Here is a 21930-nt window from a genome sequence, read left to right as displayed (position 1 = left end):
CGGCAGGTGACGCTACTCCAGGACGGCCTCGAGACCGCGCGCCGGATAGCCGACGACCGTCGTCGCGCCGGCTTCCCGAAGAACGTCCGTCTGCTCGCCGATTTCGGCTTCGGTGCCGACGAGCGCGTAGTCCTCGGCTGCGGCCAGCAACACTTCGCGTGCGCGACCGGTGGCCTGCGAGTCAGTGGCCGCCCCTTCGGGAAGCGCCGCCGCGACCGGCCGTCGACGAGCGACGTAGGCGCCGACCGCGTCGAGGACGGCGTCGTCGTCCTCGGTGAGGACGGTCGGCGCGTAGACGGCGAGATCGCCGTCGAAACCGGCCGACCGGAGCGCGCGCAGTTCGCGCTCGGTCGTCCGCGAAAGCAGGTCGTACTGCGTCGCACCCGTCGCCATGGCGATCCGTTCGACGCTCTCGGTGCCGACCCAGGCGTCGGGATCGCGCTCGAGGGCCGCACCCAGGCGGGGGGCGACCGCTCGAGCCTGCTCCTCGTCGGTGAGGTAGGCGGGGTGGCCGGCCACCAGGACGCGACTGACCGCGGGTGGCAGGTCGGCGAGGACGGAGTGGTCACCGAGGGGATCGAAGCCGTCGGCTCGAACCGGCGTCGTGACCAGTACGTCCGTCTCGGCCGAGAGCGACTCGAGGATCGCAGGGTCGGGAAGGTAGTCGCGACCCTCGTAGTCGATCGCGACCGTCTCGACCGGGATCGATCCGGCCGCCGAGACGTCACACTCCGTGGGTTTGAGGGCGATTGCATCCAGTCCGGCGCGGGCGACAGTACTCGTGGTTAACATCGGAACTCACCTCGCGCGACGAAGAAGTTGCTACAGTCGATTCGGAACTCGATCACTCGTCTGCGCGACCATAGACGTGCTGGGTGGCGGCCGCGCAAAAAGCTGACGCTCCGTGCAGTATTCCGTTTACAGCGTCGAACGGTCGATGCGCTCGGGAGCCTCGAACTCCGTCGTCAACTCGAGCAACTGGACCAGGATCCGACCGGTCGCGCCCCAGACGGTGTAGCCGTCGACGTGGAAGTAGTGGATGACGATGTCGCCGTAGTAGGGATGCGTTCGACGCTCCGTCTCGTAGTTCGCGGGGTCGAGCAGGCCCGACAGCGGCAGGACGACGATCTCGGCGACCTCGACGCCGTCGCGCTCGTACTCCCGGTCTGGGACTCGGGCGACGAACGGTGTGACGGCGTACTCGGTGATCGTCCGGATGTCGTCGAGTTGGCCGACGACGTCCGCCTCGGCGGGCCCGAGTCCGATCTCCTCGTTCGCCTCCCGGAGCGCGGTCGCGAGGATCGACTCGTCCTCCGGTTCGGCGCCGCCGCCGGGGAAGCTCATCTGGCCGGGATGTTTGCCGAGGTCGTCGGCCCGGCGGGTAAACAGCAGGTAGTCCTCGTCCTCGCGCTCGATGACGGGTGCGACGACCGCCGCGTCGTGTTCCTGATCGTCGATCCCGATCGGCGGATGGTCCGCGATCGGTTCGAGATCCAGTCTCGGCCCTCCCATGCGATCACTCGAGGGCGGCGTCCAGTCGCGTTCGTTCGTCGTCCAGTTCGACCGGTGCCCACGCCTCGAGGTCGTAGCTGACGTCGAGCAGCGTCTCGATCCGTTCGGTGTCGCCGTCGTCGGCAGCGTCCTCGACCGCGTCCACGAACTCGTCGCGAACCGCCTCGCCGAGCGTTTCGCGGTCGAACCGGCGCGGCTCGACGTCGAGAATGTGTGGGACGTCCTCCGCGTGATCCGGAACCGTCGGGAACGCGGTCGGGCCGGCGACCAGCAGCGTCTCGTCGCCGCCGTCGGTCGCCGGCGAGGCCGCTCCCGTACCCCCGTCGCGGCCTGACGGCTCGTAGGCGACGAGTGCGAACGACTCGAGCGCGCGGTCGACGGCCGCCTCGAGAGCGTCCTCGTCGACGGAGGCCCCGTCCGCACGGAAGGCTGCCTCGGCGAGCGCTCGCTCGAGTTCCGATCGCGTCAGGCCGCCGAAGAGGTCGACGACGCCGGCGAGTTCGTCGGCGGTCGCGTCCATACGGCGTCCAACGGTCGGTGTATTGATAAAGATTGATAGCCCGGGCGTGGGCTCAGTCGCCGCCCGCCGAGTCGACGGGGCGCTCGAGGCGCGGCCTGGCCGCTTCGACGACCGCTTGCGGGGTGATCGGTGCGTCGGTCCAGCGCGGAAGCCGGCGGTCGGGACCTGGCGAGGCGATCGAGTCGGCGTAGCGCTCGAGTTGGTCGCGCTCCCCGGCCGGATCGTACGCGAGCCCGTTGAACGCCGCATCGGCCCGGTACTGCTCGATCAGCTCCCGGCCCGCGGCACGGTACCGAGTTGGCAGGCGATCGTACTCGGGGTCGACGCCGTGTTCCTCGAGCACTCGCAGCAGTTCGGCCGCCACCTCGCGGCTCATCCCTTCGAGCCCCGTCTCACCCGCGACGGCGCGGTGGTCGTGCTCGTGGGAGCCGAGGTCGACCTGCGCGGTTCCCGCGAAGCCGGCGTAGTCGAAGGCGTCGCCCAGCGTTCCGACCTCGAGTCCCCACTCTCGCGGCGGCCGGAGCCGGCGGGCGAGGTCGGCACGCATCGCGAACTCGCCGGCGAGCGCGTACCGGAACGCGTCGAAGTAGCCGAGAACGGGCGCGTCGTGACTCTCCGAGAGCGCCCGGAGCAAGGGAGCGTAGAACAGCCGGAACAGTCGTCCGTAGAGCTGTCCCTGCTCGACGCGCGCGTAGTATCCCTTCGAGAAGGCGAACTCCATCGTCAGGGGCGCGAGCAGCCGCCGGACGTGGTCGGCCTCGTAACTTCGGGCGTCGGCGTCGTGAACCACGACGTAGTTCGCGGCCTCGGCCGCAGGGCCGAGCGCGAGCCAGACGTCGTGGCCTTTTCCGGCGCGTCCGGCGAGTCCGGCATCGGCCAGCAGCGTCTCGACGGCGGGCGCGTTACACCAGAGCAGCCGGATCGGCAGCGCGAACGACTCGAGCCACTCGCGAAACGGCTCGATGCGGTCGGGCGAGGCGCGGACGGGAACGAACACGGCGGCCGGCTCTACGTCCTCGAGTTCCGAGAGCACGCGCTCGGCGGCCGGGCTCTCGAGTTCCCGGCCGGTCATCGGAACGACGACGGCCGTCTCGGCGACGGGGTCGCGCTCGAGGCCACCAGGGACCACCGTATCGCCCGCCGTATCCCCGAGATCGTGGAGCGTCGCGATTCGCTCCTGAACGTACTCCATCAGTCCACTGTTCGAGCGAACCGATAAAACGGCCACGACTCCGGCGATTCGAACACGGACGGAAGCCCGAGTAGTCGTTCGCGCCGCCCTGGGTCGATTTCGCGTTCGACTCCTTCGAATCAGGTACAGTCAATTATTTCTGTATTACCAGAAAAAGCACCAGTCTTTTTCACCCCCTCCTCCGTAGGGAGCGAACATGAAATCAGTCCGGAAGGCACTTCGCGAGGACGAACTCGAGAAGGACACCTACGACCGACTCGTCTGTGGCCAGTGTGAGAAACCGTTGAAGACCGAGAACGATCCGGATCAGATCAAGACGGTGCGGATCTGTCCCGACTGCGCCGCAGAGTGGAAGGAGATCCGGTAAGACGGAGTTCGAGGCGACTCCTGGAAGCCAGCGACGACGATCACTCGAACAGCGCTTCGAACGCGTCGTCCTCGAGCGGGTCGTGGAATCCCGACGCGACGTTCTCTTCGACGTGAGCGGGTCGACTCATCCCGACGAGCGACGACGTCACCCCCGGTGCCGAGCGGGCGAACGTCAGCGCCTGCTGAACCGGACGGTCGCCGGGAACGCGTTCTGCGATCGCGTCCGGAAGCGTCGAGGCGAGGTCTCCCTGCGCGATGCTCGCGCTCGTGAAAACGGCCACCCCGGCGTCGGCCGCGGCCCGGAGAACGGGGATGGGAGACCCGCTGTCGGCCGCATCCTGGCCAGCGACGGTGAACGCCTCCGGCATCGCGGCGTTGAACGGGAGCTGAATCGCCCGGAAGTGGGGTTCGTCGGTCCCAGCGGCCCGCGAAGCCGCCCGCGCTCGCTCGAGAATCTCGACCAGCGAGAGGTGTGACGAGTGCTCAGGGGGGACCCGGAACGCCTCCCAGGTCGCGACGCCGTACTGATCGACGTCGCCGGCGGCGGCTCGTTCCTCGAGTCGAGTGAACGTCGCCTCGAGCTGATCGTAGACCGTCTCCGGCGACCGCTCTCGAAGCTGGGTCTCCGGATTGTGGACGTAGTACAGGTCGATCGACTCGAGATCGAGGTTCTCGAGCGACCGATCCAGTTGGGTCTCGACGTAGTCGGGTGCGATGCAGTGACTGCCCGCGACGAGGTCTTCGCGATCGACGATCCCGGTATCGAGATACTCCTCGATCACGTACTGGCCCGGATCCGGCGGCCGCGAGCCGTCGAACGGAACGAACCCGCCTTTCGTCGCGACCAGAACCGCTTCCCGGTCGATCTCGCTCTCCGCGAGCGCGCGGCCGACGACGCGCTCGCTGCGCTGGCACCGGTAGTTGATCGCCGTATCGAGGACGTTACAGCCGGATTCGAGGGCGGTCAGGATGGCGGACGCGTACCGGTCGTCGACTGCGTCGGTCGGATCCCCGAGGTAGGTTCCGACTCCGAGACTCGAGACGACGGCATCGTCGAACGCCCGGAAGTAGCCGTCGCCGAACGGTTCCTGTCGCTCGTCCCGGTAGGCCCGGGTTGCAGGTCCGGTTGCCATAGACACTCCATCGACGGGTCGGGATAAAAGAGCGGGGCTCGTTCCAGGGGACGCCTTTTAGTAGTGAGTGTGGCAGTAGCGGGTGTGAGCTACGCCGCGCTCGTCGATCGCCTGGGAGCGGAGTGTCCTGATAGCCCACGGCGTATCGTCTCGCTGCCCGACGGAAGCGTGGACCACTGCTATCGCGTGACGGGTCCCGGTGGAGCGCGCCTCGAGTCCAGGGCAGCCCTCGGCCGCCACCTGCTCGAGGACGGCGAGACGTTCCCGCTCGAGCACCTCGAGGTCCGCCCCGGCGGGCAGGCGGTCAACGCATCACGACAGATTCACGCGCTCGGCGACGACGCAGCGCTCGTCGGCCACCTCGACCACTCCGTCCTCGCGGACCTGCCGTTCGAGACCCACTCGATGGGGCCGCCGGCGACGATCCACGTCCTCGCGTTCGACGGCGAGGAGTGCCTGTTTCCCGAACGGACGGATCGATTCGCGCAGTGGGGCGTCGACGATCTCCTGGCCGCCATCGACTGGGCGGACCTCGTCGATGCGGACGCGCTGTGCTGTGGAAACTGGGTCTCCTTTCACGGCCTCTCCGAGGTCTTCGACCGCCTCGCCGCTCGGTCCGTCGACTGCCCCCTCGTCCTCGACCCCGGAGCAATCGGGCTGGCGGAGTACGCGGCGATCACGGACCTGTTCGACGCGCTCGCTGCGGCCGACGACTCGCTCGAGGTCGCGTTGAGCGTGAGTCAAAGCGAGTACGAAGCGGCTGCCGAGGTCGTCGGCGTCTCCGGCGACGATCCGACCGCCACGCTCTCGGCGTTGCGATCGGCGCTCGAGATCTCCGCCGTCGTCTTCCACGGCACCGACGAGGCGATCGCGGCGACGAGAACGGGACCCACTCGGGTGGAGACCCCCGACGTCGACGACCCGCAGCTCACGGTCGGCGCGGGCGATCGGTTCTCCGGTGGACTCGCGTGTGCGCTCGCTCGCGACTGGCCGTGGGAGGATGCGCTCGCGCTCGGCAACGCCTGTGCCTCACACTTCGTCGCGACGGGAGAGACGGGAGATCGATCGGCGCTGGCGTCGTTCGTCCGGGAGCAGGGGTGACCGAACACGGCCATCGGTGAACGAGACGGGTCTCGAGTCGGGGGCCTACCGGTTGCCGGCCATCGCCGAAAAGAGGCGGTCCTCGAACGCGTCCCTGTCGATCCCGTCGGAGGGACCGATTCCCTCCATATGGTCGACCGACACCTGGCCGCCGCCCATTCGGGCGTGGCCGCCAGCGTTGGCCATCGGGATATCGCTGACCGCGTGGCGGAGCGTCTCGCCCATGTGGACCCGGTCGTCCCGGGAGCGCCCCGAGAGGTGGAGTGTTCCGTCGTACTCGCCGTAGACGACGACCGCGGTGACTCCCTCGAGTTGCATCAGTTCGTCCGCAGCCTGGGGAATCGCGTCGACGTTCGCGATGGTCCCGACGTCGCAGACGGCGAAGGGGCCCTCGATACGCCGCTCCGTAATCGCGTGCGCTTTGATCTGCAGGACGTCGTCGCTGACCTGTGGGTTGGCGATCCGGTCGAGCAGGTCCTCATCGACGCCGTCGTAGAGGAAGGCGCAGGCGTCGAACTCGGCCTGCGAACAGCCGTTCGTCAGGTGATTCGTGTCCGACAGGATTCCGTAGAGCAGTCCCGTCGCGAGCTCCGAAGAGAGCTCCGGCTCGTCCGTGTCGCCGGTCGAATCGGTCGCCACCCCGAGCTCCTGGAAGTACTCGACGACGATCGTCGAGGCCGCTCCGTACTCGGTTCGGACGTCCGTAAACTCCGTTCCGGTTCCGTTTCCGGGATGGTGGTCGACGACCGCGATCGGTTCGACAAGTTGTGCCCCGGTGAACCCGCGCGCCGTGTTGTGATCGACGAGGACGATCGCGTCCGCGGCTATCTCGGACGCCGCCTCGATGCGCTCGAGGTCGAGGCCGAGAACGGTCCGGAACGCGCGGTTCTCCTGGTGGCGGATCTCGCCCGGAAACTGGAGCGTCGCGTCGGTATCGACCGACGACGCAATCTCGGCGATCCCCATCGCACACGCCATCGCGTCGGGGTCGGGGTTCGGATGCATCAACACCGCCACCTCGTCGTACCCGCCGAGGATACGTTGCAGTCGCGACCCTGGCGGTCGGCGAAGCCACCGGACGAGCCACCAGCCCCCGAGCAGGAGTGCGACGACGGCCACGACGAGCAACGAGAGGACGAGTGGCTCGAGGGAGCGGACCGTCTCTACGGTAGTGTCGACGGCCAGTGTGGTACCCCCGGCCCCCTCTCCCCGGTATCGCATATCACACCATCAAATTGGATACCTAAGAAGTTTCCTGTCAGTTTATTTCTCGTAGTCAGGCCCTATACCCCTTCGTAGGCGGCGATCGCGTCCCGATACCCCTCTCGAAAGGTCGGGTAGGCGAACTCGTAGCCGAGGTCGCGCAGCTGCTCGTTCGAGCACCGCTTGCTCGTCAGGATTCGTCGCTGGGCGGCCTCCGAGAGGTCGTCGTCCTCGAGGCGTTCGGCTTTCGTTCGTTTCGGCGGCTGCTCGACCCCCGCTTCGTCGGCGAGCCAGTCGGCGAACTCCCACTTCGAGACCGGTTCGTCGTCGACCACCTGGACGACCTCGTCTCGAGCGAGGTCCTCCTCGAGCAGGAATCGAACCGCGCCGGCGGCGTCGTCCCGGTGGACCATGTTCAGGTAGCCCTCCGTGACCGGTCCCTCGAGGTAGCGCTCGAGGCGGTAGCGATCGGGACCGTACAGCCCGGCGTAGCGCGCCACGGTGCCGTCGAACCCGTACTCGGGGGGCTGCTCGAGGGCGATCCGCTCGGCCTCCGCGAGCACCTCGGTCTTCTCGGTGGTGGGTTCGATCGGTGTCTCCTCGTCGACCCAGTCGCCGTCGTGGTCGCCGTGGACGCCCGTCGACGAGGTGTAGACCAGCCGCTGGGGCGGATCGTCGCGTTCGCCGAACGCCTCGATCGCCGTCCGCAGCCCCTCGACGTAGATCTCGCGTGCGGCGTCCGCCCCTCTGCCGCCGCTGCTGGCAGCGAAGACGATGGCGTCGACCGACGGCACGGCCTCGAGCGCCGCCGCGTCGGTGACGTCGGCCCGAACGGCGTCGAAACCCGCGTCGTCGATCCGTGCGATACCGTCGTCCGACCGGCGAACGCCGATCGCGTCGTGACCGCGTTCCGTGAGCTGTCGGCCGAGTTCGCAGCCGACGTATCCGCAGCCGAGAATTGCAACTCGCATACGCCGACTCGGGAGCGGACCCCCATAATCGCACCGCCCGACCGAACGGTCGGAGATCCGAGGAGGATCCGTACTGTCGACTGCGTGTCAGTACGCGTCTTCACCGGGTGGTCGCGGCGAATCCCCAACCAGTTACAGCCGGCAGTATAACACGCTGTGGAGGGTACACCGAATATGCCTCTCATCGTCGAGTTCGAACTCTCGACGCCGATCCTGCGTGAAGTAGCCGTGGCGGCGTCACAGCTCACCGTCGAGCAAGTCTATCAGCTGGAGACGGGTGCGACGAAACTCGTCTTCTGGGCTACCGACGGGTGCTTCGAGGCGATCGAAAGGGCGCTCGAGACCGACAGATCCGTCGACGAGTACACGCTGCTCGAGAAGATGGCCGCAAAGCGCCTGTACAGTGCGAGACTGACCGAGTGGGGTGCTGATCGGCTGACCCACCCCGCGGCCGCGGCGAACGACATCGCGTTCCTCGAGATTACCGTCACCGGCGACACCCAGGTCCGCGCTCGCGTCCCGTCGCGCGACGCGCTCTTCGCGTATCGCGAGAGCTGTCGCGAGCGTGACGTTCCGTTTCGACTGCAGCGAATCTACCACGAGACGGAACCCGAGGGGGGCCAGTACGGTCTCACCGACAGACAGCAAGAGGCCCTGCTGGCCGCGCTCGAGGCGGGCTACTTCGACGTCCCGCGCGAGGCGACGCTCTCCTCGATCGCCGAACGGCTGGAAATCTCGGATCAGGCACTGTCGGCGCGCCTCCGGCGCGGACAGGCCAACCTCCTGCGGAACACCGTGGTGGGCGACGACCCCATTTAAAACGTTGACGATCCAACGAGGGCCGTTTCCCCTGTTCGTCCGGTAAAGGGAGACATGAGATCAACAGGCCACTCGGCCAGCCCCTCCCAGAACGCTCAGGACTCGTTCACGTACCAGTCCGATCCCGACCAGCCGCTCAGTGAAGCGATCGTCTCGGCCATCTCGTCGGCCGAAGGCATCGATCAGCTCGAGCTCGCCGACGAGTACGAACCGCTGTACGACGCGATCGATCCGACGGCGCTCGACTCGCTGTTTCACTCGTCCGGTTCGACCGGCCGATCGGTCGGCACCGTCACGTTCGAGTACGCCGGCTACCAGATCACGGTCGACCAGACCGGGCAGGTAACGCTCGCGTCGTAACGGCGACCGTGGGGTCGCGCTCGCGCCTCTCGTTCACTCCTTCGCTCCTGTTCCTGCGAACGCGTTTCCCGTTCTCTACTCGCTCGCCCCTCGCTACGGCATCTGGTCGACGATGACGTGCTGAACGTGGACGTACTCCTCGAAGGACATCGGCGCTCGGCGTTCGATCTTCTGCTGGACCTCCTTCGCGTCGAGGTCGATCTCGAGGAAGCTCTCGACCGAGTCGACGTCGAGGACGGCCGAGGACATCCCCAGAAGCAGGTGCTCGCAGGCCATCGTCACGATCGTCTCCGCGTCCGGTTCGTCCTCCTCGAGCGCCTGGATCTCTGCAGCCTCCTCGAGCGACAGCGCCGGCGACGCCTCGTCGCGTACCGCCTCGATCGTCTCGCGGTCGACGGTCGTTCGCTCGGCGGCCGTCTCGACGCCGTGGCGGTCGACGATCGACGCGAGGTCCGCCTCGTACTCCGCCCGGAGGTCGGCCGGCGTCTCCGGAACGGCCATTCGCTGTTCGTAGAACATACGCGACACCACAGCGGTCGGCCACAAGTGGATTGCCATTGCCGAACGACCTGCCCCCTTCGACGGTTTCGTCGGGATACTGACCAGTCCAGAGACCGGAACGTTCAACAGGTCGCCAGGAGAGACAGACTCTATGAAGGTTGCCCTGATTGGGGTCGGGCAGGCTGGTGGAAAGGTGACCGAACGACTCGCTCGGTTCGACGCGAAGATGGGATTCGGTGCCGTGCAGGGTGCACTCGCGATCAACTCCGCGAAGAGCGATCTCGCGGGCCTCGAGTTCGTCGACACCACGCTGATCGGCGCCGACCGTGTGAACGGCCACGGCGTCGGTGCCGACAACGAACTCGGGACCGAGATCATGCAGTCCGATAGCCAGCAGGTGATCGACGCCCTCGACGGGCGGATCACCTCGAGCGCCGAGGCCATCTTCGTCGTGGCCGGACTCGGCGGCGGTACCGGCAGCGGGGGCGCGCCCGTCCTCGTTCACCGCCTCCAGCGAATGTACGACGTCCCGGTCTACGCGCTCGGAATTCTGCCGGGACGGAACGAAGGTTCGCTCTATCAGGCCAACGCCGGTCGGTCGCTGAAGACGCTCCTGCGGGAGGCCGACGCGACCCTGCTGATCGACAACGACGCCTGGCACGAACAGGGAGAGAGTGTGGAAGGGGCGTTCGAGACGATCAACCGCAAGATCGCCCAGCGGGTGGGACTGCTCCTCGCCTCGGGCGAAGCCGTCGAGGGCGTCGGAGAGAGTAGCGTGACGTCGAAGACGTCACGAACGAGAGGCGGCGCAGCCGCCGCTAGTGTAGTGGACTCGAGCGAGATTATCAACACCCTTCGCTCGGGCGGCGTCGCGACGCTCGGTTACGCCAGCGCGGCCGCAGCCGAGGACAGCGCGGAGAACATCAACACCGCCCTCACCGTCTCCCGACAGGCGCTGCTTACCGGAACCAGTTTGCCGGACGCGACGACGGCCGACTCCGCCCTGCTGATCGTCGCCGGCAAACCCGATGCCATTCCGCGGAAGGGCGTCGAGCGGGCCCGACGGTGGGTCGAGGACGAGACCGGAAGCATGCAGGTTCGCGGCGGCGACTTCCCGCTCGAGAGCGACCAGCTCGCCGCACTCGTCTTGCTCGGCGGCGCCGAACGCTCCGATCGGCTCGAGGCGTTCATGGAACGCGCTCGCGAAGCGAAGGCGGACGACGGCTCGGACGACGATCCCACCGAACAGTTCGCCGAAGACCGACTCGAGGACCTGTTCTGATACTGCCGGACAGATGTCAATGAGAAGCCGATGGCTTCAGTCCCTTCCGGCAACGGGAGCGGCGACCAGTCGATCCGTTTTCGAGTGAAATCGACAGCACGCAGCCGGGAACATTTATAAACTCGTCACCAATCATGTTGCACCATAACATGGCTCCATGGGGTCCCTGCTAACGGTTTTCACGGGTTTAGTGACCGGTACATTTAAATTACCGGCGACAGTAGTTGCAGTCACCAGAACGCCACCGGGGCGCGTATCGCTCGACGATCGATGACAGGAAATCTTATTCACCGAGGTTTCGCAGATCGTGAGCGAACGCTGTGCGCGACGGATCGGGACGAGTCGGCAGTTCGCCGAGTTATTGAGCGAACGCCGTCGTTGACTCCCATCGACTGCTCCGGTGCGGGTATGGCACAGAGGTTTGACTAACACATGGTAGACGAATCGAAAAACATCGAACTGACAGAGGACGACCTAGAAAACGACTCCAAGGGACAGCTTATCAAGAAGGCTGGCCAGCTCCGAGACCGACGGAACGAGCTGAACCAGATGGCCTCCGAACGAGCATCCAGCCGCGACGACCTCAACGCGAAGACGCGTGAGAAGGTCGACGAGGCCCAGGAACACCGCGAGAAGCGCGACGAGCTCAACGAGCAGGTCCAGGAGCACAAGGACAAACGCAACGAGCTCAACGCCGAGGCCAACGAGCTGTTCGACCGCGTCGAGGAACTCAAGTCCGACATGGAGCTCAACGAGGGCAAGGACCTGGAGGAACTCGAGGAGGAGATCGAACAGCTCGAGTTCAAACAGCAGACCGAGGTCCTCTCGAGCGAAGAGGAGAAAGAGCTCATCGAGAAGATCGAGTCCAAGCGCGAGGAGTATGAGGAGCGCAAGGGGAAACTCGAGCAGAACGAGGATCTCGAGGAACTCGTCGACGAAGCCGAGGAAGTGCGTTCCGAAGCGTCCAAACATCACCAGAAGGTCACGGAGCTGGCGGACAAGGCCCAGGAACATCACAACCAGATGATCGAGGCCTACCGCGAGGCCGACGACATCCGTGACGAGGCCGACGAGATGCACGAGAAGTTCGTCGAGGCCCAGGAAGCCGCCGACCGCCACCACGAGGACTTCGTCCGCGTCCAGAAGCGCCTCCGCGAGCTGGACAAGCAGGAAGAAGAGCAGCGCAAGTCCCAGCGCGACAAGAAGAAGGAGGAGGCCAAAGAGGAGGCCGAAGAAATCTATCAGAAGTTCAAGGAAGGCGAGACCCTGGACACCGAGGACCTGATGAAGCTCCAGAAGACGGGGCTGCTCTAACTCGATTCGTCAACCTGTGTCTGCTGCCGTTCGTTTTTGTCGGTAGCTGTTGTTTCGTTTCCAGGCTGAACGGTCGATGGCGCGTTTCGTACTGTCGGGCAGAACTATGTACGCATCGCTCGATTACGACCATCGACGGCGGAGACGGTCACCGGTTCGAGTGGCCGACGTCTCACTGACCGCTGTCCGACACTGTCACGATCTGACTGTAGCCACAGGCTTCGATACCCACGGACTGGCTACGCGTTGCTCTTCGACCGTGTGCGTGCCTGTAGTCGATACCTAGGGGACGGCAGCCGAAACGAAATCCGACGCAGACACCCTCGTTCGGCAGTAGTCCGGTTATAACAATACAATCGTCTATTGGTGCATATTTTATGCACGAGCCCAGGGACGACGCCGCCGTTCTCGTGCCGGGGATCGACGCCCCGAGCACGGTCGCCTGTCTTCGTTCACTCCGTCCACGCGGTGTCGGAACGATCGTCGGCAGTGAGAGCACGACGACGCCGGCGGCGTTCTCGAGATACTGTGACGAGTTCGTCCAGCTACCGGACCCGAACGACGATCTGCTCGCCTACGGCGACGCTCTTCTCTCGATCGCCGAGCGGTCCGACGTCCGAACGATCGTTCCCGTCCGCGAGGAGGACGTCTACTCCCTCGCCCGAAACCGGGAGGCGTTCGCAGAAGCGGTCGCCACGCCCTGGCCGACGTTCGAGACGCTCCGACGAGTTCAGGATCGCGTCGAACTCTTCGAGGCGGCCGAGACGGCTGGCGTCGCGGCTCCGGAAACGGCCCTCCTCGACGAGTGGGAGGACTGGAGCCGCGAGACGATCATCAAACCCCGGTACACGGTCGCCGCACCGGAGTATCTCGGCCCCACGTTCGACCGCGGCGAGATCGGCTCGACGCATTACCAGACGCCGGGAGAGCCGCCGAATCGAGCTGCCTGCGTCGAAAAGCTTGGCCACGTCCCGCTCGTCCAGGAACTCGTCCCCGACTCCAGGGAGTACGGTTTCTTCGCGCTGTACGACCACGGCGATCCGGTCGCGACCTTCCAGCACTGCCAGCGCCGCGGCTGGGAGTACTGCGGCGGGCCGAGCGCCTACCGCGAGTCGGTGTACATCCCCGAACTCGAGGACGCCGGCCGGGCACTGCTCGACGAACTCGAGTGGCACGGGCTAGCGATGGTCGAGTTCCTTCGCGATCCGCAGACGGGAGAGTTCAAACTGATGGAAATCAATCCTCGGTTCTGGTCGTCGCTGCCGTTTTCCGTCCGTGTGGGAGCCGACTTTCCGTTCTACTACTGGCAGCTGGCGATGAACGAACCGATCCCGGGACGACCGACCTACGAGACCGGGGTCGGCGGCCACCTCATCCGGGGCGAACTCAGCTACGTTCTCAGCGTCCTGACCGAGGAGTACCCGCTCGTCGAACGGCCGTCACTCGAGACGGCCGTCCGTGACGTCGCCAGTTCGTTCGTTCGACAGCCTCGGTTCGACTACGCGGTTGCCGAGGACCCGGTTCCGTTCGTCCGCGATAGCTGGAACGTCCTTCAGGACTGGATCGCCGGCTGGACCGTGCAAGCCGACGAGGATCTGTCCGGTACCGACGAGTCGAGACGGCAGTCCGAAAACGATCGCGACCCCACCGACGCGACCGGGAGCCTCGCGGCCGAGTGATACTGTCGGACAGCAGTCAGTAGAGGATTCATCGGGACACCGCTCCACAACCCGGATCTCGCGGCTCACCCGACCTGTAAAAGTCAACGCTTAACGGGCCGGGAGTTCCACCGTTGGATATGACTCGAGGTGCCTGCTGTGGTCAGTAGCGAAGGAATCGGGCGACTCGCCATCGTCGCGCTCGGGGCCGCGGTGTTCGCCGTGATCGGCGTCGCGCTGTTCGTCATCTATCCGGACACGCTTGCGGACCTCGTCGGCGTGCTCGTCGCACTCGCCGTGATCGTCCTCGGCGTTCGGATCGCCGGCTCGATCGCCGAGAACCTCTTTCCCGGCTACGACGTCGCCGAGGTCGCCGTCGATGGGCCGATCACCCGCGACGGCGGCGGTGGACGATTCCCCTCGAGCCCGGGCTCGACCCCGGCCGACGATATCGTCGAGCAGATCGACCGGGCCGACGAGGACGACAACGTCGACGCACTTCTCCTGAAGCTGAACACGCCCGGCGGCGAGGTCGTCCCCAGCGACGACATCAAACTCGCGGCCGAGCGGTTCGACGGGCCAACGGTCGCCTACACGACCGACGTCTGTGCGAGCGGCGGCTACTGGATCGCCAGCGGCTGCGACGAACTCTGGGCGCGCGACGGTAGTATCGTGGGGTCGATCGGCGTCATCGGTTCGCGGGTCAACGCGAGCGAGTTCGCCGACAAGGTAGGCCTCTCCTACGAACGGTTCGCCGCGGGCGAGTACAAAGACGCCGGCTCCCCGCTGAAGGAGATGGACGACAGCGAACGAGCCTACCTCCAGGGGCTGATCGACGACTACTACGAGACGTTCGTCGAGCGCGTCAGCGACGGCCGGGACTTAGAGCCCGAGTTCGTCCGCGAGACCGAGGCCCGGATCTACCTCGGTGAGCAGGCCCACGAGATGGGGTTAGTCGACCACCTCGGCACCCGCCGCGAGATCGAAGACGAACTCGCGGACCGCCTCGAGGTCGACGCCGTGACCGTCGAGGAGTTCGAACCCGAGCGACCGCTGATGGCCCGTGTCGGCGGCGGTGCCCAGAGCCTCGCGTACGCCTTCGGCGCCGGAATTGCGGGCATCGTCGGCGACCGAGAGTTCCGGCTTCGGTTCTGAGACGGACGGGCGTAACGAGGGCAGGGGTTCGACCAATCGCTCAGCCGACCCCCGTCGACGACATCCGTCTGGCAGTACGTGCCGGTGAACGAGTCCGTGGTTTTATCGTTGCACAGAATGGATCGCCTACCGTGACAACGCTGGTCGTCTGTCTCGACCGGACCGACGATGTCGGGCGAAAGACCGGTCTTCGGTCGCCCATCGTCGGCTGGGAGGCAATTCGTGCGCTCGTGACGGACGTCGGCCTCGCGGATCCGGAGGATTCGGGAGTCAACTCCCTGCTCGAGACCCTGCGCGTCGCCCAGAACCTTCGCGACGAGAACGAGAACGTCGTCGTCGCGGTCGTCTCGGGGGACCGAGAGTCGATGGTCTCGGCCGATCGGTCCGTCGCACGACAGATAGACGACCTCATGGCGAGCCACGACCCCGACTCGGCCGTCGTCGTCATCGACAGCGCCGAGGACGAGCGACTGGTGCCGATCGTCGAGAGTCGCGTCCAGGTCGACTCCGTCGACCGCGTGGTCGTCCGCCAGGCTCGCGATATCGAGTCGACCTACTACCTGCTCAAGCAGTTCCTCGCCGACGAAGAGCTCCGACAGACGGTGCTCGTGCCGATCGGGTTGACGCTGCTGGTGTTCCCGATGCTCGCGACGGTCGTCGGTCCCGCCGAGGGTGCAGCCGCAATTACGACCGTGATCGGGGTCTTCCTGCTCTACAAGGGGTTCAACATCGACGAGATCATGACCGGGTTCGCACACCAGGTCCGCGAGTCGCTGTACTCCGGACAGGTGTCGGTCGTCACCTACGTCGTCGCAGCGGGATTGACGCTCGTCGGGCTCTTCGCCGGTGCACTCGGCGTCTCGAACCTCGAGGAGCCGTCGGGAATTCTGCTCCCGGCAGTGCGGTTCGCCTTCGACAGCGTCCCCTGGCTCGCCGCCGCCGGGCTGACGGCGAGCGCCGGTCGACTGCTCGACGAGGTCATCCGCGAGGAGCCGATCCGGAGCTCCTATCTCAACCTGCCCTTCATCGTCGTCGCCGTCGGGCTGGTGATCCGCGGCTTCTCGGCGTACTTCCTCGAGCAACAGCGGATCATCGACTCGGTTCTGGTGCCCGCGATCGAGCAGGGCGTCCTCTCGATCGACAGTTTCGCCATCACGGCCGGCGAGCGACTGGCGCTGTACGTCGTCAGTGCGATCGTGGTGAGTCTCGTCGGCGCCAGGGTCGCCTCGACGTTTAGCGGATCGAACGGTGAGGCGAGCGAGGAGACGACCCTCACGGACACCGAACCGGAGTCGGGGCTCACCGACGGCGGACCGCAGTCCGCGTTCCGTTCGACGGCCGATCTCGACTCCGGCGGCGAATCAGAGGCGATCGACTCCGACGGGGACCCACCGGAAGACCCGACGACCGACGACGAGTCAGGTTCCAGTCCGTCCCGGTGACGGCCGAAACTCGTCACCCCTTTACTCCCGTGTGGTCAGCAGTCAGTATGAGCGACGTAGACGGGGCGTGGATCAGCCTGTTCTCCGGCGGCAAGGACTCCGCGTGGGCACTGTACCAGGCCCTCGAGCGCGGACTGAACGTCGAGCGACTCGTCACCGTTCACCCGACGGGCGACTCGTACATGTACCACGTTCCAGCGACCGAACTGGCCGGACTGGCGGCCGAGAGCATCGGGATTCCGCTGGTAGACGTCGAACCGGCGGACTTCGAGGCCGACAGCGCCGCGAACTCGAGCGTCCAGGGCGACGACGAACTCGAGCCGCTCGAGGCCGCCCTGACGGAACTCGACGCCGAACGTCCCGGTGGTATCGCAGGCGTCACGGCGGGTGCCGTCGAGAGCGAGTACCAGACGAGCCGAATCCAGGGGATGTGCGACCGCCTCGGCTGCGACCTGTTCGCGCCGCTCTGGCAGGAGGATCCCCGCGAACTCGCCGACGCGATGCTCGAGGCCGGCTTCGAGATCACGATCGTTCAGGTTGCGGCCCACGGTCTCGACGAGTCGTGGCTCGGCCGAACCATCGACGCGGAAGCGCTCGCGGAACTCGAGGCGCTCAACGAGGAGTACGGCGTCCATATCCTAGGAGAGGGCGGCGAGTTCGAGACGCTGGTAGTGGACGGCCCGCATATGGACCGACGGATCGGCCTCGAGTACGAAACCGAGTGGGACGGAACGCGCGGGACGATTCGGGTGACCGACGCGCAGTTGGAGTAAGAGTTGCTCTACCGGGAGTGGGCCGTGTTCAGAGACTACTGTGAGTGATCAGCGTACCGGATGGTCGATTCTCTCGGCGAGTCGGTGTACTCTGAACACCGTCCTGCGAGTGAACGAGCCGCCTTTTCGATCTCTTCGCGAGCAGGAGTGGGCGACGGTCAGCGAGAACGGAGCTCTCGCCGAACAGATGTGCGCCAGCGCAGGATCTCCGCCCTGCGAGCCGTACAGACGGCCGCGTAGCGTCCGTGGGCAGAGAGCAGTCGTCCAGGACGAGACTCGAGGCGAAAAAGTAGCTCTGGAACGATTCGGCGGCGGAACGCCGAGGTAACCCGACCGAGTCGGGGAGACCCAATCTGTTTTGACCGGCCCCTTATGTACTACTCGCTCATAGCCCGACACGAATGAAGCGCCAGCGCAGGATCCCCAGTCGCAACGAGGCCGAGGAGATCGTAGTGACGGAGACGAATTGCGTCGAGCGTGGCGCGAACCGACGACCGGGGATCAGATATCACTCTCGTGCGTCTGGCGAGCGTATTCACGAGCGGGGGACCGCCCGGCCGATCAGGAGTTGACTGGGGACGGACGATGAGCACGTACGAGAACGATTTCAGTCGCCGAGACGCCCAGACGAGAGAGATACTGCTCGTCGAAGACAATCCCGGAGACGTCCGACTGCTCGAGGAGGCGATGGAGGAGGCCGACATCTCACACCGAATTCACGTCGTCTCCAACGGACGGGACGCACTCGAGTTCGTCCGGCAGCGGGAGCCGTACGAGGACGCTCCGCGTCCGGATCTCGTCCTCCTCGATCTGAACCTGCCACAGCTGTCCGGCGAGGAGGTACTGGACAGCCTCAAAACGGATCCCGACTACTGTGAGATCCCGGTGATTATGCTCACGAGTTCGGACACTCCCGAAAACGTGCGGCAGGCCTATCGACTGGGGGCAAACGCCTATCTGACGAAGCCGGTCGATCCGGACGCGTTCGTCGACATCGTGCGATCGATCGAGGAGTTCTGGCTTGCGACCGCGACGCTTCCACCCGGTCAGTGAGCCGGATCACCTGGCGCCGGTTTTGTCGGGTCGCAGCTCGGAGTCGGAATCGAGCCCTATCGCGATCGAGAGCTGCGGTTCCAGGGATCCGAGCCGATCGGTCGGTTCGACGATGTTCCGTTTCCGATCGTACTCGACGAGTTCGAGCGCTGCGAGTTTCGGGACGTGGGTGTGCTGCAGTGAGAGAAAGATGTCGTAGACGTCGTCGCCGGGAATATCGGTAATCAGCGCTTCGGACTCCTGAACGGCGATCTCTTTGGTCAGGTCGTTCAACGTCAGTCGCCGATCGTCCGCCTTGAGAACGCCAAGAACCCGACGCCGTCGTTGATTCGCAAGAAGGTCGAAGACGACGTCGAGTTCCGCACTGCCGTGTTCCATAGATACGAATAATCTGTACCGAACGGGGTTGAGCCGTTGGTTTGTATAGTCAGTCCTTTAAGTTTCGAGAGCGGCCGAATCCGATGCTGGCGGTCCGACCAGTCACCTGGCGATCGACGACTCCTCGGTGGGCGGCGTGACGGCGAGCGTGTTGCTGATCAGCGCCTCGTGACCTCGGTGCAACCGTTTGGAGAGTGATTGTTGCGTGATGTCGAGTTCCGCGGCAACATCTTTGAGTGAGACAGACGGCGACGAGAAGTACCCCATCTCCCAGGCGGTAACGAGCGCCTCGTGCTGTTTTTCGGTCAGCCCGTACTGTCCGACGCCGCGCGGATGAGCGCGCGCGAATAGCTGAGTGAGCCGGTACGGAATGTCGTAGTCGGCACAGTACGACTGGAACTCGTCGAGCCCCTCACGGTCGGTAAACCGCATCCGAAGCTCCCACTCGTCGTGCTGTGCGGACGCCTCGAGGATCGTGACGCCGGCCTCCGCGTAAGCGTAGACGAGCGATTCGACGTTTTCGGTCCACTCCGCGCGATACAGCATCGAGCGGTCGTAGTCGTCGATGTGTCGAACGTCTCGAACGGTCGGATCGGACGTGACCGCCTGCTCGAACGTCTCACCATCGACACCGGTGACCCAGAAGTACGGCGTGAGGATTTCGTCGGCCGCGACGACGCGCTCGACTTCGACGACGAGGTCTGGTAGGGTCCGAAGCGTTTCGTGGAGTGCGAACGCCTTGGCAGGAACGTGAAACTCCCCAAAGAGGCTCATACTGCCCAGTTTTTCCAGACCAAAATAAGTGAATCGAGTAGGGGCCCTCGTCGGGGCAGACCACGATACGCGACGACGGGACAGGCGGCGGTCACGGGGGTCTCGGCGCGTTTCGAGTGCCCGCAGAAGCGATTTGTACGTCGATACTGACCTCCCCGATGGAATGATCGAATCGGAACGAGACCTGTTCGTCCGGAAGCTTCGTGAACTGTACCACCTCGAGCGAGAACTCGAGGAGTTGCAGACCGAACTGGCCGAGGCCACGACCGACGAGGAACTCGAGGAGTTCTACATGGCCCACAGCGAGGCGACGACGGACCAGGTAGGACGACTCGACGTCGTCTTCGAAGGTATCGACGCCGAACCCGGACCGATCGAGCACGAACCGCTCGACACCCTTCGCTCCGAGCGCGAGGAACTCGTCGACGACCTCGAGCGACCGGTCCTCGGCGACCTCGTCGAAGCAGAGTTCGGGCGAACGATCGAGCGACTCGAGATCACGATACTCGAGACGCTCCTGGAACTCGCCGATCGGATGAACCTGCCCGAGGAAATCGTCGATCCGCTCGAGGAGACGAAGACGGAGGCAGAAGACGGTCTCGAGCGGTTGCGGGACCTGACCGCGGCGGCATAATCTCGGCTGCGGCCGTACTCGACGTGCCGTTCACTCTCCCTGGTCCTGGTCCAGTGCGAGGCCGGCGAGCTTGTTCAGACCCGTCTGCAGGTGCTGATGAAAGGTCGGCGGCGAGATGTCGAAGGAGTCCGCGATCTCTCCACCGGTGGTCTCGCGCGGGCGCTCGAAGTAGCCGGCGAAGTAGGCTGCTTCCAGCATATCGCGCTGTCGGTCCGTGAGCCGATCGTCGAGTGCAGCCCGGAATTCGCGAGTCGACCGGATCGACCGCTCCGTCCGCTGTTTCGAGCGGAGCCTGGCGGTCGGACGATTCGACAGCACTGCTTCGACTACGCTGCGGACCTCGGACCCGGCCGCGACGGCCGCCGATAGCTCGAGGGTCCCGTCCTGGGCACGGGCAGCCTCGACGGTTGCACCGTACTCGACGAGCGGAACGAGTGGCGACCCCGCTCGGATGGTACACTCGAGCAGAAAGTCGTCCGTGCGCTCGCTCACGACGTGGGCCGTGATGCCGTCGAGTCCGTCGATACTCTCGAGCACCGTCTCGGGCGGCGTCTCGGTGATCGTCACGTAACAGCGAAGGGTCCCGTCTCCCGCGGGGACGACCCCATCGAGGACGACCGTACACTCGGTCTGATCCGAGATGGTCGCCAGCAGCGAGTCGGGTTCGGAAACCTCGAATCTGAGTTCGGTGACGGCATCCGCGTGGAGAAGCTGCCGGTTTTCGATCGCGTTGTAGGCGTAGCCGATCGCGTCGCCGAGCACGTCGAACGCCGACTGCTCCCTGTCGCTGAAGGCATGGAAATCGATCGCGTTCACCACCAGCGCACCGTACGTCGTCCGGCGGTAGCAGATCGGAACGATCAGGTGTGACTCGTAGCCGTGGTGGCGAGCGACGTCCGCGACCGGCCCGGGGATCGAACCCGCTTCGAACAGTCCGTTTACGGCCTCGGTGGAGCCCTCGTCGATCGCGGTCTCGAGTCCGGTGCCAGAGCAATCCGCGTTCTCGAGGTCGGCGAGCGTTCGTTCCGTCTCCTCCGAGAAGCCGGCGCTCGCCCGGACCGAGAACCCACGATCGTCGAGCGAGCGGTCGACGATGTACGCCGAGTGAAAGAGCGAACTGGTCGCGAGTTGCTCGCAGATCGCGGTCTCGATGTCCGTTTTCGTGACGCCCGCCAGCAGCGAATCGATCACGTTCCGGACGATCGAGTTGACCTGGTTGAGCGTCTCGAGTTCCGTGTTCTGTTCCTGCACCCGGAGTTCGGAGCGCTTTCGGTCCGTGATGTTGAGGTGCAAGACCAGCACGTACTCGGCGCCGTCGTGCTCGAACTGGATCGCCCGCATCGTGAACCATCGCCGTTCGTCGTCGCTGTGACACGGGTATTCGAAGCTGAACTGCGACTGGGTACCCCCGAGGACGGCGTTGATACCGGCTGCGGCCGTCGCTGCGTGCTGGTCGTCGCTCTCCTCACAGACCTCGAGGTAGTCGACACCGAGCGTGTGAGCGGGCTCTGCAATCCCGTTCGACTCGCCGAACCGCCGCCACGCGTCGTTCGTGTAGACGATCTCGCCAGTGTCGTCCAGAATCGCGACCTGCGTCGGGAGCGCGTTGAACGCCGCTTCGATAAAGCTGTGCTCGCTCAGCGGGCTCGAGACCGGGTCAGGATCCTGAAGCGAATACTCGTCCGAAGATTCTGGCGGTGGTGTCATCGATGCGCCAATTAGCTACTTCCTAGAGGCGGCGTTCGGTAAGTCTATTGGTGCCATCTGCTTCCGATCAGTCGAGAGC

Annotated in this window: 23 protein-coding genes; 12 read left to right on the top strand and 11 right to left on the bottom strand. The window is 65.3% G+C overall.

Annotated elements, in window-relative coordinates:
• Positions 1 to 12: 12 nt before the first annotated feature.
• The 4 genes from CV102_RS01520 to CV102_RS01505 form a co-directional block, all read right to left on the bottom strand.
• Positions 13 to 792: a DUF7388 family protein gene (locus tag CV102_RS01520; RefSeq protein WP_148856075.1), complete on the bottom strand. Its 780-nt coding sequence runs from the start codon at positions 790 to 792 to the stop codon at positions 13 to 15.
• A 126-nt stretch (positions 793 to 918) separates the two neighbouring features.
• Entirely contained in the window at positions 919 to 1512 is a 594-nt protein-coding gene (locus CV102_RS01515) for an NUDIX hydrolase (RefSeq protein ID WP_148856074.1), read from the bottom strand.
• A 4-nt stretch (positions 1513 to 1516) separates the two neighbouring features.
• Positions 1517 to 2032 carry a DUF7109 family protein gene (locus CV102_RS01510; RefSeq protein WP_148856073.1) on the bottom strand — a complete coding sequence of 172 codons (516 nt, stop codon included), beginning with the start codon at positions 2030 to 2032 and terminating at the stop codon, positions 1517 to 1519.
• A 52-nt stretch (positions 2033 to 2084) separates the two neighbouring features.
• On the bottom strand, positions 2085 to 3224 hold the full coding sequence (locus CV102_RS01505) for a glycosyl transferase family 2 (RefSeq protein ID WP_148856072.1): 1140 nt from the start codon (positions 3222 to 3224) through the stop codon (positions 2085 to 2087).
• Positions 3225 to 3420: 196 nt separating this feature from the next.
• On the opposite strand from CV102_RS01505, the gene CV102_RS25705 reads away from it, so the two are divergent.
• Positions 3421 to 3591 carry an HVO_0758 family zinc finger protein gene (locus CV102_RS25705; RefSeq protein ID WP_187432834.1) on the top strand — a complete coding sequence of 57 codons (171 nt, stop codon included), beginning with the start codon at positions 3421 to 3423 and terminating at the stop codon, positions 3589 to 3591.
• Between the two features lie 40 nt (positions 3592 to 3631).
• Here CV102_RS25705 and CV102_RS01500 read toward each other — a convergent pair whose 3' ends face one another.
• Complete coding sequence (locus CV102_RS01500) at positions 3632 to 4726, bottom strand: aldo/keto reductase (protein WP_148856071.1); 1095 nt, start codon at positions 4724 to 4726, stop codon at positions 3632 to 3634.
• A gap of 63 nt (positions 4727 to 4789) precedes the next feature.
• Here CV102_RS01500 and CV102_RS01495 point away from each other — a divergent pair, with 63 nt between their 5' ends.
• Positions 4790 to 5827, top strand: coding sequence for a carbohydrate kinase family protein (locus CV102_RS01495; protein ID WP_233710609.1), 1038 nt, complete (start codon positions 4790 to 4792; stop codon positions 5825 to 5827).
• Positions 5828 to 5872: 45 nt separating this feature from the next.
• Here CV102_RS01495 and CV102_RS01490 read toward each other — a convergent pair whose 3' ends face one another.
• Complete coding sequence (locus CV102_RS01490; RefSeq protein WP_148856070.1) at positions 5873 to 7048, bottom strand: DHH family phosphoesterase; 1176 nt, start codon at positions 7046 to 7048, stop codon at positions 5873 to 5875.
• Between the two features lie 62 nt (positions 7049 to 7110).
• A complete protein-coding gene (locus CV102_RS01485) occupies positions 7111 to 8001 on the bottom strand; it encodes an SDR family oxidoreductase (protein ID WP_148856069.1) in 891 nt (296 codons plus the stop codon).
• Between the two features lie 174 nt (positions 8002 to 8175).
• Between CV102_RS01485 and CV102_RS01480 the strand changes: the two genes are divergently transcribed.
• Together CV102_RS01480 and CV102_RS01475 are read left to right on the top strand one after the other, a co-directional pair.
• Entirely contained in the window at positions 8176 to 8820 is a 645-nt protein-coding gene (locus tag CV102_RS01480) for a helix-turn-helix domain-containing protein (RefSeq protein WP_148856068.1), read from the top strand.
• 54 nt (positions 8821 to 8874) lie between these two features.
• On the top strand, positions 8875 to 9180 hold the full coding sequence (locus tag CV102_RS01475) for a HalOD1 output domain-containing protein (RefSeq protein ID WP_148856067.1): 306 nt from the start codon (positions 8875 to 8877) through the stop codon (positions 9178 to 9180).
• Between the two features lie 93 nt (positions 9181 to 9273).
• On the opposite strand, the gene CV102_RS01470 is transcribed toward CV102_RS01475, so the two are convergent.
• Positions 9274 to 9699: a DUF5791 family protein gene (locus CV102_RS01470; protein ID WP_148856066.1), complete on the bottom strand. Its 426-nt coding sequence runs from the start codon at positions 9697 to 9699 to the stop codon at positions 9274 to 9276.
• A 133-nt stretch (positions 9700 to 9832) separates the two neighbouring features.
• Here CV102_RS01470 and CV102_RS01465 point away from each other — a divergent pair, with 133 nt between their 5' ends.
• The 7 genes from CV102_RS01465 to CV102_RS01435 all read left to right on the top strand — a co-directional run bounded on the left by CV102_RS01465 (position 9833) and on the right by CV102_RS01435 (position 18358).
• Positions 9833 to 10963, top strand: coding sequence for a tubulin/FtsZ family protein (locus tag CV102_RS01465; protein ID WP_148856065.1), 1131 nt, complete (start codon positions 9833 to 9835; stop codon positions 10961 to 10963).
• A gap of 432 nt (positions 10964 to 11395) precedes the next feature.
• A complete protein-coding gene (locus CV102_RS01460) occupies positions 11396 to 12277 on the top strand; it encodes a coiled-coil protein (RefSeq protein ID WP_148856064.1) in 882 nt (293 codons plus the stop codon).
• Positions 12278 to 12654: 377 nt separating this feature from the next.
• Complete coding sequence (locus tag CV102_RS01455) at positions 12655 to 13956, top strand: carboxylate--amine ligase (protein ID WP_148856063.1); 1302 nt, start codon at positions 12655 to 12657, stop codon at positions 13954 to 13956.
• A 138-nt stretch (positions 13957 to 14094) separates the two neighbouring features.
• On the top strand, positions 14095 to 15090 hold the full coding sequence (sppA, locus tag CV102_RS01450) for a signal peptide peptidase SppA (protein ID WP_148856062.1): 996 nt from the start codon (positions 14095 to 14097) through the stop codon (positions 15088 to 15090).
• Between the two features lie 131 nt (positions 15091 to 15221).
• Positions 15222 to 16532, top strand: a complete 1311-nt coding sequence (locus CV102_RS01445) for a DUF373 family protein (protein ID WP_148856061.1) — start codon at positions 15222 to 15224, stop codon at positions 16530 to 16532.
• A 47-nt stretch (positions 16533 to 16579) separates the two neighbouring features.
• Positions 16580 to 17305 carry a diphthine--ammonia ligase gene (locus tag CV102_RS01440; protein WP_148856060.1) on the top strand — a complete coding sequence of 242 codons (726 nt, stop codon included), beginning with the start codon at positions 16580 to 16582 and terminating at the stop codon, positions 17303 to 17305.
• Between the two features lie 585 nt (positions 17306 to 17890).
• Positions 17891 to 18358 (top strand): response regulator, encoded by a 468-nt coding sequence (locus CV102_RS01435; protein ID WP_148856059.1) that lies wholly within the window; start codon positions 17891 to 17893, stop codon positions 18356 to 18358.
• Between the two features lie 6 nt (positions 18359 to 18364).
• Here the strand turns inward: CV102_RS01435 and CV102_RS01430 are convergent, their stop codons facing one another.
• On the bottom strand, positions 18365 to 18736 hold the full coding sequence (locus tag CV102_RS01430) for a DUF7344 domain-containing protein (RefSeq protein ID WP_148856058.1): 372 nt from the start codon (positions 18734 to 18736) through the stop codon (positions 18365 to 18367).
• A gap of 102 nt (positions 18737 to 18838) precedes the next feature.
• Positions 18839 to 19510, bottom strand: a complete 672-nt coding sequence (locus CV102_RS01425) for a helix-turn-helix domain-containing protein (RefSeq protein ID WP_148856057.1) — start codon at positions 19508 to 19510, stop codon at positions 18839 to 18841.
• A 163-nt stretch (positions 19511 to 19673) separates the two neighbouring features.
• On the opposite strand from CV102_RS01425, the gene CV102_RS01420 reads away from it, so the two are divergent.
• Positions 19674 to 20144 carry a YciE/YciF ferroxidase family protein gene (locus tag CV102_RS01420; RefSeq protein ID WP_148856056.1) on the top strand — a complete coding sequence of 157 codons (471 nt, stop codon included), beginning with the start codon at positions 19674 to 19676 and terminating at the stop codon, positions 20142 to 20144.
• Between the two features lie 30 nt (positions 20145 to 20174).
• On the opposite strand, the gene CV102_RS01415 is transcribed toward CV102_RS01420, so the two are convergent.
• Positions 20175 to 21851: a bacterio-opsin activator domain-containing protein gene (locus CV102_RS01415; protein ID WP_148856055.1), complete on the bottom strand. Its 1677-nt coding sequence runs from the start codon at positions 21849 to 21851 to the stop codon at positions 20175 to 20177.
• Between the last annotated feature and the right edge of the window lie 79 nt (positions 21852 to 21930).

This window comes from Natronococcus pandeyae, from assembly GCF_008122205.1.
Taxonomy (GTDB): domain Archaea; phylum Halobacteriota; class Halobacteria; order Halobacteriales; family Natrialbaceae; genus Natronococcus; species Natronococcus pandeyae.
This window is presented reverse-complemented; position numbering and strand designations above follow the sequence as displayed.